Origin of the sequence: Streptomyces rishiriensis (genome assembly GCF_003112535.1) — a bacterium.
GTDB lineage: Bacteria > Actinomycetota > Actinomycetes > Streptomycetales > Streptomycetaceae > Streptomyces > Streptomyces rishiriensis.
Map to the genome: position 1 here is coordinate 303,656 of NZ_BEWA01000017.1, position 18,365 is coordinate 322,020.

Here is an 18,365-nt window from a genome sequence, read left to right on the forward strand (position 1 = left end):
GACGGCTCGCCGCGCCGCCGGGTCGGCCGATGGGGGGCGGGCCGGTGCGCAGACCGGCGCCGTCAGGCCGGTGCGGCGGACCGCGGGAGCCGTCACCGGACCGCCACGAGCAGCGCGACGTCGACCAGGGCGATGGCCACCGCGGCCCGGAAGGGAGCACGGCCGCGGGTCACCAGCGTGAGCACCGCGAGGACGATCACCAGGGCGAGGGCCGCCCACGCCCAGGCCGGGGGCCTTCCTTCCGGGCCGAGCACGGTGAGCAGCGAGGCGGCGGGCAGCAGCACGGCGGCGAGGACGCGGGAGCCACGCGCGCCGATCCGGTGCGGCAGACCGCGGACGCCGGTGCGTTCGTCGTCGGCGAGGTCGGGCAGCGTGTTGAGCAGATGTGCCCCCACGCCGAGCGCGGCGCCGGCGCCGGTCATCCACAGGGGCGCCCACGCCCGGTCGGGTCCGGCGAGGGTGAGGACCGAGGGCAGCGTCCCGAAGGCGCAGGCGTACGGCGCCCAGGACCACACGGTCGCCTTGAGCCCGAGGTTGTAGGCATGTCCCGCGCCGGTGGCCAGGGTGGCGTTGACCAGCGCGGTGCGCCAGCCGGCGAGCGCGGACAGCACGAGGCAGGCGACCGCGGCGACGGCCAGGGCTCGCGCCGCCCGGCCGACCGGGAGGCTGCCGACGGCCAACGGCTTGTCCGTGCGACCGACGGCGCGGTCGCGGCGCAGGTCCAGCAGGTCGTTGCCCCAGCCGACGGTGAGCTGGCCGGCGAGGACCGCCGCGGTGACGACGACGGCGTCGAGCGGACGCAGCCCGCCGCGGACCGCGAGCAGACCGGCGACGACGGTGACCGCGAGGGCCGGCCCGCCGTGAGCGGCGGCGAGCAGCGCGGGCACGGGAGGCGGTCCGGGCAGGCCCGGGCGCGTGCGGGTCGTCACGGGCACGGGTGCTCCACCTCGCCCCGCGCGTGACGGATCGCGGGGCCGAACGCGCCGCACACCGTGCGCGAGCGCGCCGCGTCCGGGGGGACGGCAGGTGCGGCACACGGGCCTCGTCCGGCAGAGCCGCTGCTTCCTGTCGCGCCGGTGACCATGAGGGGCATGCTGCCACGCCGCCCGCCCGCTCACACGAGGCGCTCCGGCATCCGGTGGACGCGAGCCGCGTCGCCACCCGCTGAAGACGGTGCGCGGTGGCGGGGTGCGGTGGCGGGGTGCGGCTGGGGTCCGGTGGTTGGAGGCGCAGGTTCCGCTGCATCACCGGGCCCCAGCTATGAACCCTCGTGCCCGGGAAGGTGGTTGTTACACCATTTGCCGGAGAGATGTCCTGGTGCGGAACACGGCTGTGGGCCCCGGGTGTTCCCGGGGCCCACAGGACGGCGATCGTGCGGTGGATCTACCAGCGGTACCAGCGGCCCCGCCGGCCGCCGGTGTCCGCGCTGCGCATGACGAAGCCCAGCAGCCAGACGACCAGCACGACGACGGCGATCCACCACAGTGCCTTCAGCGCGAAGCCCGCGCCGAACAGGATCAGGGCCAGAAGCAGAACGAGAAGCAGGGGAACCATAGTTATCGACCTCCGTCGGTCCTGGTGCCCGGCGAATCGAGGAACATACGGCCGAATCACCTGGTTTCTTCACGGTTCCTGCGGGAAGTGCCGTGCCTGCGCCCGGGTGGTCGCCCGTGCCCGTGACCGTGCCATACCGGTGCCGGTGCGTGGAACTACGTATATCGCTACCGAGGTTCGCCTCCCTGCGTGCGGCGAGGCCGGTGGGGTGGTTACCGTGCCGGTCATGTCTGAAGATCTCCGAAGCGATGGTCCGGCCCGCGAGGTCGCGGCGCCGGGCGGCCGGCCGGCCGATCCGGAGTGGCTGGTGCACGGCGACCCGGAGCAGGTCCTGGCGGCGCTGGACGGCGCTGCCGGGCGACGGGAGGCCTCTGCCGCTGCCGTGTACCGGGCGTCGGGGCATGTGCACCGTGACGCCGGCGCGCAGGTGCGGCGGCAGGTGCTGGCGCTGGACGCCGCCCGGTACGGAGACCGGGAGCTGGCGAGGGACATCGCCGAGGTGCCGGTCGGCCGGGAGACCGAGGGCCCGTGGGTCGTGCGGTGGGCGACCGGCAGCGGCCTGGACTCCCGGCTGCGGTACGCGCTGCCCGCGCCGGACGAGGTGGGCGCGGTGGCGACCGCGGTCGTGGAGGACCGTGGACTGGCGGTCGCCGGCTGCAAGGACGGCACGCTGCACTGGTGGGATCTGACCACCGGCCGCGATCTCGGCAAGGCCGTGACCGGACACACCGGCGCGGTGCGTGCGCTGACCACGGTGGTGCTGGACGGCCGTCCCCTCGCTGCGACCAGCGGTTACGAAGGGACGGTCCGGGTGTGGGACCTCGACGAGGGAGAACTCGCCGGTTCGTTCCGGGTCGGCGACGACGAGTGGGTCACCCTGCTCGCGGCCCAATCGGTCGAGGGCCGTCCCGTCGTGGTCGGCGCCGGCACCGACGGTGTGGTGCGGGTGTGGGATCCGGCCGCCCTCACCCGCGGCGACGAGCTCCTGACCATCCGCACGGGCACCGTCTCCGCCCTGGCGACGGCCACACGGCGCGGCCGTCCGATCGCTCTCACCGGCCACTCCGAGGGAGTCGTCCGGACGTGGGACCTGATCACGGGACAGGAGCTCGGCGCCCGGAGCGATCACGCCGAGGAGCCTCCCGCGGTCACGGACGGGGAGATGCGCCTCTGCGTCACCCTGGAGCTCAACGCCACGACGCACGTCCTGGCGACGGACCCGGCGTCCGAGTGCGCGCTGGCCCTGAGCGCCGACTCCTACGAGGTGCGCATCGCGGACCTGGCCACGGGCGAGGAGGTCGGAGAGCCCGTGCCGGCCGGGTCCGTGGAGACGGCGGCCGTGAGAGTGCTCCACGGCCGCCCCGCCGCGCTCGTCGGATACGCCGGCCGTATGCCCGTCCAGGTGTGGGATCTGTCCACCCTCAGGCATCTGTGCCTGCCGCTGGTCGGCCACGAAGCGACCGTGCGAGGAGTGGCGACAGCGGTGGTGAAGGGGCGGTGCCTCGCCGTCACCGGCGGCGACGACGGATCGGTGCGCGTCTGGGACCTGGACGGCGAGAGGGGGACGGGCGACCTGCCGGCCGGCCGGGCACGGCCCGTGCAGAAGTTCGCCGTCGCCGTCGTGGACGGCCGTTCCGTCGTCGTCACCGCGGACCCGGACGGCCTGCGGATCCTGGACCTCGACGACGGGGGACAGATCGGTGAGCCCCTGACGGGGCAGACCGGCGCCGTGGATCTGCTGAGCGTGGGCACGGTGCAGGGACGGCCCACCCTGATCATGCGGGACCGGGCCGAGACGGTGCGCATGTGGGACCTGGCCACCCGGGAACAGCTGCACGGACGGTCGACGACGGAGTACGCCAGCTCGTCCATCCAGTTCTTCGCGGCACGGGAGGACCGTTTCGTCGCGGTGACCCACACAGGACGCGTGTGGGACCTGACCACGAGCGCATGGATCGGCCTGGAGCCGCGGCAGAACGGCGTCCGGGCCCTGGCGTTGGAAACGCTCGCAGGCCGCGACGTCATCGTGACCGGCGACGGATCGCACCACGTCCACCTGTGTGACCTGGCAACGGGCGAACCACTGGGGCCGCCCTTGACGGGACACACCGGCGACGTGCGGGCAGGGGCGGCGGCCGTGCTGGACGGCCGCGTCGTGGTCGCCACCGGAGGCGACGACGCAACCGTGCGGGTGTGGGACGCGACCACGGGACAGCAGACCGGCGCGTACGTCTTCCCGGCCGGGGTCAAGGCGGTGGCGGTGGCGCCGGACGGGCGGCTCGTGGTCGGTTTCGGGTCGGACATCGCGGTCCTGGCCCACCGCTGACCGCCCGGTCCCGCACCCCTCGGCATCGTCACCGGGCCGTCGGAAGACCGCCGAGGAACGAGGTGAGCCGGTCGGCGATGAGACGGTCGTCGTGGGCCGAGTAGTGCCAGTGGCAGCCCAGGAAGTCAAGCCCCGAGTCGTCGAGGAGCCAGTACCGCACCCGGCTGTCGCCAGCGTCGGCGCGTGCCTTGACCACCTGCTGGACATGCCCGGCGAACGCGCCGGCGCCGACGGCCACGATGGTCGTCGCGGCCCCGTAGCGCGTCCGCAGCTTCTTGAGGAACTCGCCGTATGCCGTCCGGTATGCGGCCGCGAGGCTGTCGGGCGTCCACGGCTCACCGGGGTTGAGGGCGGTCGAGAAGTCGTTGGTGCCGAGGTGGACCACCACGATCTGCGGGCGCCAGGTGCCGGGGTTCCGCCAGACGTCGCCGGGCACGTTCAGCAGGGCGCGGTCGTAGAAGGTCCGGTACGTGACGTCCGGCGAGCCTCCGTTGTAGTTGCGCACCATGCCGAGGCCCGAATAGGCGTTGAGCTGGTAGTCGGCGCCCAGCCGCCGGGCGGTGAGAGCCCCGTAGCTCACGTCGGCGTCGGTGTTCCGGCTGACCTGCTCCGAGGTGCAGTCGCGGGAGGTGGAGAGGTTGCCGTAGCCCACGGTGAGGGAGTCGCCGATGAACTCGATCTGGCGGCTGCGGGCGGCCGGCCTGCTCAGCACCGCACCGCCCGGAGCGGCGACGAAGCCTCCGAACGTGCTGGTGGCCCAGGGGCTGTCGTTGCGCTTGACGAGCCGGACGGTGTGCGTGCTGTTCCGCAGGCCGTTGATCCAGTGCGTGGTCCGGCCGGGCGTGACGAGCGTGGCGACCGTGACGCCGTCGACCTGGACGTCGTAGTCGGCGGCCGAGTCGTCGAGCACGACGCCCACGCCGGTGCCCCTGACACGGCCCTCGAAGTAGACGCCGGGCCAGCTGTACCGCACCGTGCTTCCGGCGTCCTCGACCCGCCCCGCGGTGTGCACCTGCGCCAGCACCCCCTTCGCGCGGACCGGTTGCGGCTGGGGGGCCGCGGGCGCCGCCTGCGCCGTGCCGGCGGCGCCCGCGCCGCTCAGGAGCGCGGTCAGAAGGGCGGCCAGAAGGGCGGCCGGCGCGGTGAACACCGGCGCCCGCCTGTGGTGCGTCCGTAAGCTTCCGCGGGCCGTGCGCATCCCGGTCATCCGTGGTGTCTCCTTCGCTGGGTTCGGTCGTTCGTCCGTCGGAGCGGATCAGAGCGGATCAGAGCAGCGCGGTGGGGCGATGGAGCGATGGGCCATGGAGCGATGGGGCGGTGGGACCGACGGCCCGCTGCTGAGCCGCCGCGTCGAGAGGCGGCGATCCCCGTCGTGCGAAATGCCGGACGGCGATCGGCGGGCGGGGGATCCGTGGCGCACGGTAATCACGTGCACCGTGACCGTCAACGGGGCGGGGAGGAACTCACCACGGGGACGCGCCCGTCACCGCCGGGCGACGCCACGCCCGCCGGGCTCGCCCGGCAGTCCTCAGGCGTCCTCGCCGGCTGCTCCCGGACTCCCGGCCGCACGCACGTCACGCGGGCTCGCGCCCAGCTCGCGGCGGCAGGCCTTGTTGAAGGCCTGGAGATCGGCGATGCCCACGGCCGCGGCGACGGCCGTGATGGACAGGGTGGAGGACGACAGAAGGTGCCGGGCGCGTTGCAGGCGGCGACGCCGGATGTACGACACGACCGTGAGGCCGGTCTCGGCACGGAACAGCCGCGTCAGGTGCGTGTGGGAGATTCCGACGGCGCGAGCGATCTCCGGCACGGACAGCGGACCGGCCAGATGTTCCTCGACGTGCGCCTGCGCGGCGGACACATAGGGATGGCGGCGCCCGTCCCCCTCGCCGCTCGGCAGCTCGGCGACGCGCCACAGAGCGGCCCACACCTCGGCGGCGGCTCGCGGGGGAGAGGTCGGCATGGCCGTCACGGCGTGGCGGAGCAGGTCGGCCAGGCGCGTGCTCTCGTCCGCGGCGTCCTGCATCACCGGGACCACCCGCGCGGATCCGCACTCCCGCAGCCGCAGATGGACGTAGAAATGCTCCGACCTGCCCCGGTAGTGGAAGTGCACCTCCGTGTCCGGCGGCACCAGGCTGACGTGGCCGGGGCGAATGGGGTGGACGGACTGCCCGAGGGACAGCGCGCCCTCGTAGTGGTACAGGTGCAGCTGCCACAGGTCGGGCAGGCGGAAGACGTCGTGCGCGGTGGAGACGCCGTGCACCCCGATGCCGGCGCCGACCACCGTGGGCGCCTCGTCGAGCCAGAGCGTGGTGGACTTCACGAGGGTGGAAAAATACCAGCAGTGGACGAATTCGGCCCACGACCCAGGCGTACCGGGCCCGTACGTTCGTCGCATGCCAACCAGCAAGCACCTCCTGACATCGGTTCAGGTGGCACGCTTCGTCGCGCAGGGTTCTCTGCGCCTGGACGGGGTGGTGCCGCGAGAGATCAACGAACGGGCCGTCGCGACCCTGGACGGGGGCCTGCCGCAGGTGTCCTACGGCACTCCGCTGAGCGCGGCCTTCGCACGGGACACCTTCGTCCACGAACTGCTCGCCCTCCCGCTCGTCGCCGGCGCCGTGGAGAGCCTGGTCGGCCCCGAGCCGACCGTCGACCACCACGCCGTGCACATCCGCGAGCCGCATGAGGGACACGCGCAGGACCTCCACGCGGACGCGATCATCGACGTACGGCCGGACGCCTTCGACATCCAGCTCATGTACTACCCGCACGAGGTGACCACCGCGATGGGCGGCACGCTGAGCGTGCCCGGAAGCCACCTGCGCAGGATCAACGAGACGGACGTCGGACGTGTGCAGAACCTCAGGGGGCAGACCCGCCTGACCTGCCCGGCGGGCACGGTCGTCCTCCTGCACCACGGCATCTGGCACAGCGGCCGCCGCAACGACACCGACCGCCGCCGCCACATGTACAAACTCCGCCTCAACCCCACGGTGCCGCAGGTGCGCCTCTGGGACACCTCCGACCTGCACGACCCGGCCGTCGCCGCGGAGCTCGGCGCCGGCTTCCCCTGGTACGAGCAGGCCACCGCCCGACTGGAGATCCACAACCGGGTCCTGCTGTGGCGGGCCCTGACCGGCGACGACACGTTCGACGTCGAGTACTGGGTCACCCGTGTCACCAACAGGCCGACGCAGAGGAGCCAGGCATGAGGCAGCAGGTTCTGGTCCTCTATCTCTCCTCGTCGGCGCTCGACTCCCACGTCGTCGGCTGGTCCCGGTACGACGGGACCGGCCGCACCCGCCCGACGACCGGCGACGGCGACGAGCCGCCCTACGCCACCGGGCTGGCCGCGCTGCACGACGGGTGGCGCCTGTTCCAGGCCTCCCAGCTGCTGCCTCCCCAGCCCGGCCACGAATACGACGTCTCCTTCCTCAAACACGAGTTCTTCTTCGAGAAGGTGGAGGAGGACCCCCGTCCCGGCACGTGAGAGGTCCCCCGTCCCGGCCGGGGGGACGGCCCCCTCCGTCCCGGCGTGCGAGGGGACCGCGTCCCATGACGTGACCGGACCGCGTCTCACGACGTGAGGGGGACGGCGTCCAGCGGCCGGCCGCAGGGGGCCGCCGGGCTCAACGGCCGAACGTCAGGCGGGGCGCCGCGTTGCGCGCCAGTGAGTGGGCCTGGTCGGGCCACCAGGTCCCGGCGGGCGGGTCGACGACGCCGTACTCGGGGTCGATCGTGCCGCCGGTGTTGCGCGTGCAGCTGCCGTCGGACTCGCCGGGGATCTTGATCCACAGATAGGCGTCGACGAGGGGAACGCCCGTGTCGGCGGTCGGGCGCGGGCCGAGACCGCGGCCGGGCGCGTTGCACCAGATCTCGGGGTCCCCGCTGTACTTGCCCGGCTCCGGGGCCCAGGCGCCCAGACCGTTCCGGCTGGTGTCGATCACGAAGTGCCGCAGCCGGCCGGCCGGCGGGTCGCCCACGTTCTGGTCGAACCAGGCGTCGGTCCACCGCCAGGTGGCGGGGTCGGCGGAGTCGACGGCGTCGCCGGGGAGGCCGTCGTTGGGGGCCGCCGACGAGTAGTACTGACTGGCGCACCAGTCGGTGTGGCCGTGCGCCTGCTCGGGTCCCTCGGTGGCGAACCACATGCACTTGGACACCCAGGCGCCGTACCTGGCGTTGTGGGCGGTGGGATGGGTGTTGGACACGTTCAGGGAGAAGCCGTCGCCGTAGCGGACCCCGGCGTCCAGCAAGCGCTGGGCCATGTCGCCGACCGACCGCCACAGGACGTTCCCCGCGTCCAGGTACACCGCGGTACGCGGCCGGGCCTTGAGCGTCTTCACGGCGTATTCGAGGTCGGCGATGCGGGCGGCCGTCAGTGCGCCGGTCGGGTCGGCGGAGGGTCCGCACTCCTTGGGGAGGAGCGCCAGACCGTCGGGCTCGACGACGACCGCCGCCTTGCCGCCGCCGATGCCGGCGGCGAAGGCGTCGATCCACTGCCGGTAGGCGGCCGAGGACGCCGCTCCGCCGCTGGAGTACTGCGTGCAGTCCCGGCCCGGCACGTTGTAGGCGACCAGGACGGGCGTCCGGTCCACGGCCCGGGCCCGGCCGACGAGCTTGCTCACCTTGACGCGCACCTCGTCGGGCGTGCCCTCGGTGAACCATTCGGCCTGGGGCCAGCTCGCGAGCCTGGCCATGTTCGCCGCGTTCTCGAAGTCGCCGTGCCGGAGGTCCACGAGGGCCTGCCGCGCGGCTTTGCCGTGCGGGTCCACGTAGAACCTCGTGGCCGGGGTGATCACGTCCCGCGTCGGTGCCGCCTGCGCCTGCGCCTGCGTCGCGGTGAGAGCGGCGCAGGCGGTGAGCGCCGCGATGACGGCCGCCACGCGGCGCCGTGGGCGGGGTGTTTTCATGGCTGCTCCTGGTCGATGGAGGAGGGGAGGAACGCCCGTCGCCCCGCCTTCCTGCCGCCCTCCCGCCCCTCCCGTCCGCCGTCCGGCGGGCCGCTGAGCGCCCCGCGCCCGCGGACCGGGGTCGGGGCGTGGGGCGTGGGCGCGGCGGCGCGGAGGCGTGAAGTGCGGGAGGCGGGGCCTCGGGCGGGGGGAAGTGGCTGCGAGGCCCCGGATCAGTAGCCGTAGATCATCTTGTAGGCGACCTCGGGGAGGAACTGTCCGGCCGAGGATCCGGCCCCGACACCGCAGTTGCCGTCGGATTCGCCCGGCGTCTTGATCCACAGGAGCATCTCGGCGCCGCCGCCTGTCTGGGTGGGAGTGCCGATACGGCGGCCCGCGGGGTTGCACCACTGGCCGTTGGCGCCGTTGCCGTTACGGCTGCTGTCCACGACGAACGGCTTGGTGTAGCCGTAGCGAGCGCTGAGTTCCCGGTTGACGGCGTTCCCGTACGCGGTGTTCTCGGCGGTGGTGAAGTAGTTGGAGATGTTCAGAGAGAAGCCGTGGGCCTGTCGCAGGCCGGCGTCGTTGAGGCGCTGGGCCATGGTCGCCGCTCCGGCCCAGCCGGGGTTGCCCGCGTCCAGGTAGACCCAGGTGTTGGGGGCCTGGCGGTTGAACTGGGTCAGGGCCCCGCTGAGCATGCCGCGCCGTTCGGTGATCTGAGCCTGCGTCATGCAGCCGTAGTCCCCGAGGGAGTCCGGTTCCAGGAGCACGACGGCCGGACGGTTGGCGATCCCGCCGGCGAACTGTCCGATCCAGTTCGCGTAGGCGGACGCCGAGGACGCTCCGCCCGCGGAGTGCCCGCCGCAGTAGTCGCGGTTGTAGATGTTGTACGCGACGAGGATGGGCAGCTTGTCCCGGCTGTCCGCGGCGCCCGCGTACGCGCCCGTGGCGGTGCCGATCGCGCCGCTCCAGGAGCCGAACCAGCGAGCCGCCGGGGTGTTGGCCAGGGAGGCGTTGATCGCGGAGGCACGGCCGTCGCCGGGGTTGGCGGCGACCCAGCGTTTGGCACTGGAGTCGGGGTCCACGTAGAACCCGCTGGTCATGGTGGTCGGGTCGGCGGCGTGTGCCGACGGCGCGGCGGCGAGCGCCAGCGGCAGAGCGAAGAACGCTGTCACGAGGGCGCGGAGTCTGCGGCGCATGACTGAACCTCGGTTTCCTGGCGTGGATGCGTCGCACGCGCTCGTCCCGAGCGTGCGACGCGCTGAGGAGGTGCGGTGGTGCGACGCCCCCGGGATCCGGCGGCTTCCGGCAGGGGCGGCACATCCGAAGGACCGGCAGCGACTGCTGGGAGCGCTCCCACTGGAAGCGGTCCCAACAGCACGGAGGGCCTTGGGGTGTGGTCGGTATCGTGTGGCGGGGCGTCGGAACTGTCAAGCGTCCATGCGAAATCCGCTGTTCCGGCCTTCTCTGGACCGGCGTGAATCGCCTCCGCGGGCCGGCCTCGCCAGGCCTTCACAGGGCGAGGACGAGGCTCTACAGTTCCTGAACTGGAAGCGCTTCCAGTATTTCGTACCCTTCTGGTCGCGACGGAAAGGCTCATGGTCCATGGCAGAAGCCGCGCCTCGTCGGCAGCCGACGCTCGACGAGGTGGCCGAACTCGCCGGCGTCTCCCGTTCCGTGGCCTCTCGCGCCCTGAACAACGCTCCGCACGTCAGCCGCGTGAAACGCGAGGCGGTCGAACGGGCCGTCCGGCAGCTCGCCTACGTGCCCAATCCGAGCGCCCGTGCCCTGGCCACCCGTCAGACGGGAGCGGCGGCCCTGGTGATCTCGGGCGAGGACCCGTCGATCTTCGCGGATCCGTTCTTCGCCCAGGTGATCGTGGGGGCGTCGGCAGCTCTGGAGGAGGCCGACCTGCACCTCATGCTGTGCCTGGCCGCTTCCGACCGGGGGCGCAAGCGGGTGGAGGAGCTCTTCCGGTCCAAGGGCGCCGACGGCGTCATGCTGATGGCGCTGCGCGAGGACGATCCGCTGGCCCGGATGGCCCAGGAGGCGGAGATACCCGTCGTGTTCGGCGGGCGCCCGGTCGGTCCGGCCCCGCGGTGGTACGTGGACGTCGACAACGTCGGCGGCGCGCGCGAGGCGACCGAGTACCTGCTCTCACGCGGCCGGACGCGGGTCGCCGCGATCTGCGGACGCATGGACACCGAGGCCGGGCGCGCACGGTACCGCGGCTACCGTGACGCCGTGCTGGCGGCCGGCCTCGATCCGTTCCCGCCGCTGGAGGGGGACTTCACCGAGCCCAGCGGAGCCGCCGTCATGACCGCACTGCTGGCGAACCACCCTGATGTGGACGGGGTGTGCGCCGCCAACGACAACATGGCGGCGGGGGCGCTGCGCACCTTGCGCGAGACCGGCCGGCCCGTGCCCGCCGAGGTCGCCGTGGTGGGCTTCGACGACCTGGCGATCGCCCGGATCGCCGATCCGCCGCTCACCACCGTCCATCAGCCCATCACGGAGTTCGGGCGGGAGATGGCGCGCATGCTGGTCGCACTCGTCAACGGGCAGGATCCCACCCCGCTGATCCTTCCCACCAGGCTGGTCACCCGCGCCAGCGCCTGACCTGGGCGGGCCCGCCTACCCGAACAGTCGCCGCTGGATCTCCCGTCGGTAGTCCTCCAGCGTCCTGTCGAGATGGTCCGCCGTGGCCTTGGCCGCCTCCTCGGGGCGGCCGTCACGGATGGCCCGGTAGATCGCCTCGTGCTCCTCGACCGCGGCCGCGGTGCCCTCGCTGAGCACGTCGTGGATCCCGATGGCGCTGGACTGCCGCTGGAGTCGTCGAGCATCGCGGACGGTGCTCACGAGGAAGGTGTTGTGCGAGGCCACGGCGACGCCCACGTGGAAGTCCTCGTCCGCCTGGTTGAAGACGTCGACCTGGCCCTGGGCGAACCCGTGCCGGCAGTTCTGCATGGCCACCTCGATGGTCCGCAGCTCGGCGGGCGTGGCCCGGGTGGCGGCCAGGCTGCTGGCGGCCATCTCCTGGACCCTGCGGAACTCGAACAGCATCAGCACGTGGTCGAGGTCGACGGGGCGGAAGAAGCCTCCCCAGCGACTGGTGGTGAGCATGCCTTCGTCGTCCGCGACGAACAGGCCCCTGCCCTTGTGGGCCCGTACACGGCCGAGCGCCGAGAGGATCTTCACGGCCTCCCGCACCACCGCCCTGCTGGTGTCCAGCCTCTGGGCCAGGTCGATCTCCGTGGGCAGCCGGTCACCCGCAGCCAGCCGGGACTCGGCGATGTATTCGAGGATCCGCTCCGCCACGATCTCGTAACCGGGCCGGTAGTCACGCCGCTCCTCGTCGGGGCCGTTCACCGCTGCGGCCGCGGAGGGGGCTGCGGCCGCGGAGGGGGAGGCATGCTCCGGCGAGGCTGCTTCTGTCGCGGGCGTGTGGTTCATCTGTCCTGCCTCCGGGGTGGCTGCGACGAGAGCGACTGATCGCTGTGGAGCGCGGTTCATCGTACCCCAGTCCGCGATGAGTCGTACTTATATGGCGCCTTCAGGAACCGAGGATCCTGATCTCACACAGCCACATGTCCAGATACGCCCATCCGGGAGCTGCCCTGCCTCGCTCGCTCTCCGGATCGTCGCCGCCGAGTCGTCCGAATGGAGTCGCGCGCACCCCTGGCCGGGCTTTGGATAGGGCGGCTAATCCCTACCGCGAGGAGTTCCTCGGAGCGGGGATGTCCGGGAAGCGGCTCGCTCCACGGCTTCTCGGGGAGCTCGACCGCATGGTGGTAGGGCAGCGGCACATGGATGGTCGCCCGCAACGGGCCCTACGGGAACGCCGCGAACATCGCCTCGTAATCCTCGTTGTCCGAGGAGTTCCAGGCGTTCCTGTCCCGTTCCGTCACGGCCGTGCCGACGGGGACGTGTATCACGCTTCCCAGCGTCTCGTCGTAGTCGGCGGTCTCGGGGAAGGCGAAGAGCAACAGGTGGCCGGCGGGAGGCAGGGGCAGGTCCGTCGCGTCGGCGGGCAGAGCCGCGAGGTCGATGGAGGCGACGAAGGGGTGGGCGGGATCCGGGGTGTCGGGCGGGAGCAGGAGCGGGCCACCGAATCGTCCGACGACGGGCCTGCCCCCGCCGCCACCCCTGTCCTCGTCCCCGCCACCGTCCTGCGTCAGCATCGAACAGGGGCGGGCGGTGGCCATCCATCGCTCCACGTCGTCGGCTGGTAGGCCGCGCGCGATCGCCTTGTCGTGGAAGGGGCTTAACCGGTCCCGCAGCTCAGGAGTCATGGGCAAACCGTAGGGGGAGGGACTGACACGGCGGATTCGACGCCGTGGCGGATCATCTGTTTCCGCGAGCCGACGAAGCCGACGGGACAGTGCGGCGGCCCGCAACGTGCGCATACCCGTACGCAAGTTGCGGTCATGGTGGGGGTTGGCATGCTCGCCTGCGGGAGTGGCACGGCTCTGCGTTGGCTCGGTGGGCCGGTGGTGCCGCCTCAAGGGCATTCCGGCCAGGGCGCGCGAAATGCCTTGCCGCCCATGTGCCCGGTGGACCCATCGAGGGACTTGACCGCCTTGACCGGCATGACTGCCTTGACCGGCGGCGTTCCTTCCATCGAGCCTTCGAAATGTTTCGACATCGATCACGAATATTGCGAGAGGTATTGACGCCGCCGACTGGCCTCCTATCATCCAGTTTGCTCGACACTTCGCCCCTTGTTCGATATCACGTACGCGGGTCGGAACCGCTCCCTTTGTGGAGTGGGGCACGTCCGGGTCACCCCCACTGAAACGGCCGAGTCGCAAGGAGCCCGCCCCGCATGTATGTGTCATGGCCCCATCACCCCCGTCGTCGGGGTCCTGCCCCGGCGGCGGCAATCGGCCGCATCCATGCCTCCGCGGAGCACGTGGGGCTCGCGAGGCGGTGGGCTCGCACCAGGGCGGTCAACGCCCGAGGCGGGCCGGTGCGTTGCGCGGCTGCCCGAAGGTGCCGGTCGCCACCGGGGCGTCAGAAGACGCGTGCGGGAACGGGGAGCCGCAAGGGGCGGGTTCGCCCGCTGCTTCAGAACCGCTGCGAACCGCAGCACACCGACAGTCCGGACCGCCTGTGACGGGGCCGGCCGGGACCGCTCACTCGAGAATCAAGAGGTCGTCATGCGCAGTGGAAGTTTCAGCCGCAAACGTCTGTCTGTGGTGCTCGCCGCCGGGGTCGCGACCCTGGTCTCGTTGGCGGCGTCGCTCGTCGCGAACCCGGCACAGGCGGCCGCCACCAGGGCGTGTTCTCTTCCGTCGTCGTACCGGTGGACGTCGACGGGCGCGTTGGCGCAGCCGGCGAACGGGTGGGTCGCCCTGAAGGACTTCACCAACGTGGTCTACAACGGCAAGCACCTGGTCTACGCGTCGAACGTGTCCGGCTCGTCCTACGGGTCGATGAGGTTCAGTCCCTTCACGAACTGGTCGGACATGGCCTCGGCCGGCCAGGCCGGCATGAGTCAGTCCGCGGTGGCGCCCACGCTGTTCTACTTCGCGCCCAAGAACATCTGGGTGCTTGCGTACCAGTGGGGTGCGTGGCCGTTCATCTACCGCACGTCCAGTGACCCCACCAACCCCAACGGCTGGTCCGCGCCGCAGCCGCTGTTCACCGGCGGCATCCCGGGCGCCGCCCCGATCGACCAGACCCTGATCGCCGACGGCCAGAACATGTACCTGTTCTTCGCCGGCGACAACGGCAAGATCTACCGGGCGAGCATGCCGATCGGGAACTTCCCCGGCAACTTCGGCTCCTCGTACACGACCGTCATGAGCGACTCGGTGAAGAACCTGTTCGAGGCGCCGCAGGTCTACAAGGTCCAGGGCCAGAACCAGTACCTCATGATCGTCGAGGCCCGGGGCGTGAACGAGCAGCGCTACTTCCGCTCGTTCACGGCCTCCAGCCTGAACGGCTCGTGGACCCCGCAGGCCGCCAGCGAGAACAACCCCTTCGCGGGCAAGGCGAACAGCGGCGCCAACTGGACCAACGACATCAGCCACGGTGACCTGGTCCGCAACAACCCCGACCAGACCATGACCATCGACCCCTGCAACCTGCAGTTCCTGTACCAGGGCAAGTCCCCCTCCGCGAGCGGTCCTTACGACCGACTGCCCTGGCGACCGGGTGTCCTGACCCTGCAGCGCTGACCTGCCTGATCCACGATAATCGCGCCCGCGCGGTCGACGGGCGCGGCGATGAGTGGTCTTCGGTGCGGGTGACAGGCGCCCGCTGACCGACACGCGCGGCATCGAGGAATCCCAGCCGCCGGCTGGGATTCCTCTCGTGCGAAGCCGGCGCACGCGGTGACGTGGCCTGCCTTCGGCGTTCGGGACTCACGGCACTCACGGCACTCACGGCGCTCTTGCAAGTGCTTGCGGCACTTGGCTGGATCATCCCCCCCGCGCCGACCGTGTCGTCCCGCGTGGGGACCGGCCGTCAGGCCCGCGAAGTCTTCGGCGGACACACGCCGGACCACCGCGAACGCACCTGTACGGCGGCAGCTGAAGAAACCAGGTTCATCCGGCGCTCACCCCGCCCCCTCGGAAATTCCGTTGGCCTGAACGTCCCTGCCGACTCAAGCCATGGCCCACTAGACTCGGAACGAATGATCACGGGGAGGCCGCAGTTGTTGCATGTCGCTTTAGTGAACATGCCATTCGCCGACTGGAATCGTCCGTCATTCGCCCTGGGACAGTTGTCGACTCTCGTTCACCGGGAGTTCGACGACCGGGCGCGAGCGCGTGTGTGCTATCTCAACCAGGACATGGCCGAGTTCTTCGGGACACGTCTGTACGAGGCCCTCTCCGTGAGCCACGATCACGTGGACACGGGGATCGGGGACTGGCTGTTCCGGCACATCGCCTTTCCCGGTGAAGCCGACACCGCCACGGAATACTTCCAGCGCTACTACCGGGGCGCCCGGTGGGCCGACTTCCGCGAGCAGATCCTGTCGGCGCGGGACGGACTGCGCGAGTTCTGCGAGGAGCTGATCGACCGCTATCGGCTCGACGAGGCCCATGTCGTGGGGTTCAGCTCGATGTTCGCCCAGCATGTGCCGAGTATCGCCCTGGCGCGGCTGATCAAGGAGCGCAGCCCGCGGACGCTCGTCGTGCTCGGCGGGGCGAACTGCGAGGCGCCCATGGGCTCGGTGATCGCCGAGCATGTGCCGGCCGTCGACTTCGTCTTCTCCGGGCCCGCGCTGAACACCTTCGGTGAGTTCCTGCGGTGCGTCCTCGACGGGAACCCGGAGGGCGCCGACGCCGTTCCGGGAATCCTCTCCGAGCGGAACTGCCGGGACCCGCGCTTCCGCAAGGCCATCGGCGCGGAACGCGATATCGACGACTTCTTCCTGCCCGACTACGACAGTTTCTTCAAGGCGTTGGACGGGCATCCGGAACTGCGGCGCACGGGGACCAGCAAACCCATGCTGTTCTTCGAGACGTCCCGCGGCTGCTGGTGGGGGCAGCGTTCGCACTGCACCTTCTGCGGGCTGAACGGCGAAAGCATGGCGTTCCGGTCCATGTCTCCGGACCTGGCCGTCCAGCAGTTCGAGTGGCTATTCGGCTTCGCGCCCGCCTATACCTCGCTCTTCTGCACGGACAATGTCATGCCCCGCAATTACTCGCGCGAGGTCTTCCCTCGCCTCGAGCCGCCGCCGGGGGCCGAGATCTTCTACGAGGTCAAGCTTCCGCTGAGCCGCCAGGACCTGCGCGCCATGACGGACGCCGGCGTCACCGTCGTCCAGCCCGGCATCGAGGCGCTGTCCTCCTCGACGCTCAAACTGATGGGCAAGGGCACGACCGCGTTCCAGAACCTGCAGTTCCTCAAGAACTGCGAGGAGTTCGGGATCAAGCCCGAGTGGAACCTGCTGATCGGCTTCCCCGGCGAGAACCCGACGGTCTACCGCAAGTACGCCGAGGAACTGCGCGACTTCGTCCACCTGGTTCCGCCGCACGGCGTCTACATGGTGCGCTTCGACCGCTTCAGCCCCTACTTCAAGCGGAGCGACGAGTACGGGCTCGTCCTGAAGCCCGTGGACTACTACTCCCTGACGTACCCCTTCGACGAGCCGGCGCTGGCCGATCTCGCGTACTTCTTCGCCGACCAGAACCTGGCCCCGTACATGCTCGACGCGGTCGAGTGGCACGACGAGTTGAGCACTCTGGTCACCCAGTGGCGTACGGCCTGGTACGGGGTGGACGGGGTGGACGGGGCGGACGGGGCGGCCCGTCGCGAGCTGCGAATGGTCGCCGACGACGACGGCCGGCTCACGGTCCGAGACTCCCGGTCCGGGGCCCTTCGGACACACCCGGTCGACGCGGCGACCGGCCGGCTGCTGCGCCGGCTGTCCTCGCCGGCCAAGCCCGAGCAGTTGGCCCGGGACTGGCCGGAAGGACCGGACGACCTGCGGCAACGCCTGGACATGCTCACCGGACACCGGTTCCTCTTCACGGAGAACGGCCGGGTGATGAGCCTGGTGCTGACCGGAGCGGACGGCGAGATCGAGGAACCCGCCCGGGAGGAACCCGCCCGGGACGAGCCCGCCGCCGTCGGCGCCCGGCGGCTGCTGCCGCTCGTGTCGGAGGCGCCGCGATGACGGTCGAGACCACCCCGACGCTCCCGCTGGTCGTCGAGGGCCACGGCGAGTCGGCCGTCGAACGGCTGCGCGCCCGGCGGGAGGACCTGCGGGCGGCGCTGCGCGAACGCGGCGCGCTGCTGCTGCGCGGCTTCGACGTCGGGGGCGCCGACGGCTTCGCGGACATCGTCCGCGCGCTCTCCGGCGAGCCGCTGCCGTACACCGAGCGTTCCTCCCCCCGGAGCGTGATCAAGGGGAACGTCTACACGTCCACCGACTACCCGCCCGGTGAAGAGATCTTCCTGCACAACGAGAACTCCTATCAGGCGAGTTGGCCGCTGACCCTGTACTTCCACTGTGTGTGCCCGCCGCTGACCCGGGGCGCCACCCCGCTTGCCGACACCCGGCGGGTGCTGGCCGCCGTCGACGACGAGGTGCGCCGGGAGTTCACCCGGCGCGGCTGGTCGGTCGTACGCAACTACGGCGAACTGGTCGGTCTGTCGTGGCAGGAGGCGTTCGCCACCGAGGACGGCGCGGAGGTCGAGCGGTACTGCCGGGAGCGGGACATCGAGGCACAGTGGCTGCCCGGCGGAGGGCTGCGCACCCGGGCGGTACGGGAGGTGGTGCACCGCCATCCGTCGACCGGCGAACCGGTGTGGTTCAACCACGCGACGGTCTTCCACGCCACCACGCTGCCGGAGTCGGTCCGGCTCGGGTTGCTGGAGATGCTGGGGGAGGAGAATCTCCCCAGCCAGACCTACTACGGAGACGGCGGAGCGATCCCGGACGACGTCATGGACCATCTCCGGGCCTGCTACCGATCCGCGACGACCCGCTTCGACTACCGTGCGGACGACGTCCTGGTGATCGACAACATGCTGGTCGCGCACGGCCGTGAGCCGTTCACCGGCCCCCGTCGGATCGCGGTCGCCATGGCGGAGCAGTACACCCCCCACCGCTAGCCCCAGGACGGAAGACCCTC

General features: G+C 71.3%; 15 protein-coding genes and 1 pseudogene. 7 read left to right on the top strand and 9 right to left on the bottom strand.

Going from position 1 to position 18,365, the window contains the following annotated elements:
• Positions 1 to 92: 92 nt before the first annotated feature.
• Together Sri02f_RS29230 and Sri02f_RS29235 are read right to left on the bottom strand one after the other, a co-directional pair.
• Positions 93 to 929, bottom strand: coding sequence for a UbiA family prenyltransferase (locus Sri02f_RS29230; RefSeq protein ID WP_245970851.1), 837 nt, complete (start codon positions 927 to 929; stop codon positions 93 to 95).
• A gap of 454 nt (positions 930 to 1,383) precedes the next feature.
• On the bottom strand, positions 1,384 to 1,554 hold the full coding sequence (locus Sri02f_RS29235; protein ID WP_069767885.1) for a DUF5670 family protein: 171 nt from the start codon (positions 1,552 to 1,554) through the stop codon (positions 1,384 to 1,386).
• Between the two features lie 226 nt (positions 1,555 to 1,780).
• Here Sri02f_RS29235 and Sri02f_RS29240 point away from each other — a divergent pair, with 226 nt between their 5' ends.
• Positions 1,781 to 3,880, top strand: a complete 2,100-nt coding sequence (locus Sri02f_RS29240) for a WD40 repeat domain-containing protein (RefSeq protein ID WP_109004318.1) — start codon at positions 1,781 to 1,783, stop codon at positions 3,878 to 3,880.
• Between the two features lie 28 nt (positions 3,881 to 3,908).
• On the opposite strand, the gene Sri02f_RS29245 is transcribed toward Sri02f_RS29240, so the two are convergent.
• Positions 3,909 to 5,030 (bottom strand): SGNH/GDSL hydrolase family protein, encoded by a 1,122-nt coding sequence (locus Sri02f_RS29245; protein ID WP_373865135.1) that lies wholly within the window; start codon positions 5,028 to 5,030, stop codon positions 3,909 to 3,911.
• Positions 5,031 to 5,408: 378 nt separating this feature from the next.
• Positions 5,409 to 6,203 (bottom strand): AraC family transcriptional regulator, encoded by a 795-nt coding sequence (locus tag Sri02f_RS29250; protein WP_109004319.1) that lies wholly within the window; start codon positions 6,201 to 6,203, stop codon positions 5,409 to 5,411.
• A 73-nt stretch (positions 6,204 to 6,276) separates the two neighbouring features.
• Between Sri02f_RS29250 and Sri02f_RS29255 the strand changes: the two genes are divergently transcribed.
• Both Sri02f_RS29255 and Sri02f_RS29260 read left to right on the top strand, forming a co-directional pair.
• Entirely contained in the window at positions 6,277 to 7,095 is an 819-nt protein-coding gene (locus Sri02f_RS29255; protein WP_174855723.1) for a phytanoyl-CoA dioxygenase family protein, read from the top strand.
• Entirely contained in the window at positions 7,092 to 7,373 is a 282-nt protein-coding gene (locus tag Sri02f_RS29260; RefSeq protein WP_109004321.1) for a hypothetical protein, read from the top strand. Before Sri02f_RS29255 ends, Sri02f_RS29260 begins: the two co-directional genes overlap by 4 nt.
• A gap of 139 nt (positions 7,374 to 7,512) precedes the next feature.
• Here Sri02f_RS29260 and Sri02f_RS29265 read toward each other — a convergent pair whose 3' ends face one another.
• The gene (locus Sri02f_RS29265) at positions 7,513 to 8,793 is read right to left on the bottom strand and encodes a glycoside hydrolase family 6 protein (protein ID WP_109004322.1); all 1,281 of its coding nucleotides are present in this window, start codon (positions 8,791 to 8,793) and stop codon (positions 7,513 to 7,515) included.
• A 212-nt stretch (positions 8,794 to 9,005) separates the two neighbouring features.
• Entirely contained in the window at positions 9,006 to 9,971 is a 966-nt protein-coding gene (locus tag Sri02f_RS29270; protein ID WP_109004323.1) for a glycoside hydrolase family 6 protein, read from the bottom strand.
• A 406-nt stretch (positions 9,972 to 10,377) separates the two neighbouring features.
• On the opposite strand from Sri02f_RS29270, the gene Sri02f_RS29275 reads away from it, so the two are divergent.
• Positions 10,378 to 11,391 carry a LacI family DNA-binding transcriptional regulator gene (locus Sri02f_RS29275; RefSeq protein ID WP_109004324.1) on the top strand — a complete coding sequence of 338 codons (1,014 nt, stop codon included), beginning with the start codon at positions 10,378 to 10,380 and terminating at the stop codon, positions 11,389 to 11,391.
• Between the two features lie 15 nt (positions 11,392 to 11,406).
• Here the strand turns inward: Sri02f_RS29275 and Sri02f_RS29280 are convergent, their stop codons facing one another.
• From Sri02f_RS29280 to Sri02f_RS42285, 3 genes are all read right to left on the bottom strand, one after another.
• Complete coding sequence (locus tag Sri02f_RS29280; protein WP_109004325.1) at positions 11,407 to 12,225, bottom strand: FadR/GntR family transcriptional regulator; 819 nt, start codon at positions 12,223 to 12,225, stop codon at positions 11,407 to 11,409.
• A gap of 377 nt (positions 12,226 to 12,602) precedes the next feature.
• Positions 12,603 to 13,064, bottom strand: a complete 462-nt coding sequence (locus tag Sri02f_RS29285) for a hypothetical protein (RefSeq protein ID WP_159106795.1) — start codon at positions 13,062 to 13,064, stop codon at positions 12,603 to 12,605.
• A gap of 209 nt (positions 13,065 to 13,273) precedes the next feature.
• Positions 13,274 to 13,417 (bottom strand): hypothetical protein, encoded by a 144-nt coding sequence (locus Sri02f_RS42285; protein ID WP_218029902.1) that lies wholly within the window; start codon positions 13,415 to 13,417, stop codon positions 13,274 to 13,276.
• Between the two features lie 637 nt (positions 13,418 to 14,054).
• Between Sri02f_RS42285 and Sri02f_RS29290 the strand changes: the two are divergent.
• From Sri02f_RS29290 to Sri02f_RS29300, 3 genes and pseudogenes are all read left to right on the top strand, one after another.
• Positions 14,055 to 14,954: pseudogene (locus tag Sri02f_RS29290) on the top strand (non-reducing end alpha-L-arabinofuranosidase family hydrolase); the annotation flags it as partial.
• A 458-nt stretch (positions 14,955 to 15,412) separates the two neighbouring features.
• Positions 15,413 to 17,404, top strand: a complete 1,992-nt coding sequence (locus Sri02f_RS29295) for a RiPP maturation radical SAM C-methyltransferase (protein WP_281261907.1) — start codon at positions 15,413 to 15,415, stop codon at positions 17,402 to 17,404.
• Positions 17,401 to 18,345, top strand: coding sequence for a TauD/TfdA family dioxygenase (locus Sri02f_RS29300; RefSeq protein ID WP_109004328.1), 945 nt, complete (start codon positions 17,401 to 17,403; stop codon positions 18,343 to 18,345). Before Sri02f_RS29295 ends, Sri02f_RS29300 begins: the two co-directional genes overlap by 4 nt.
• Positions 18,346 to 18,365: the final 20 nt, after the last annotated feature.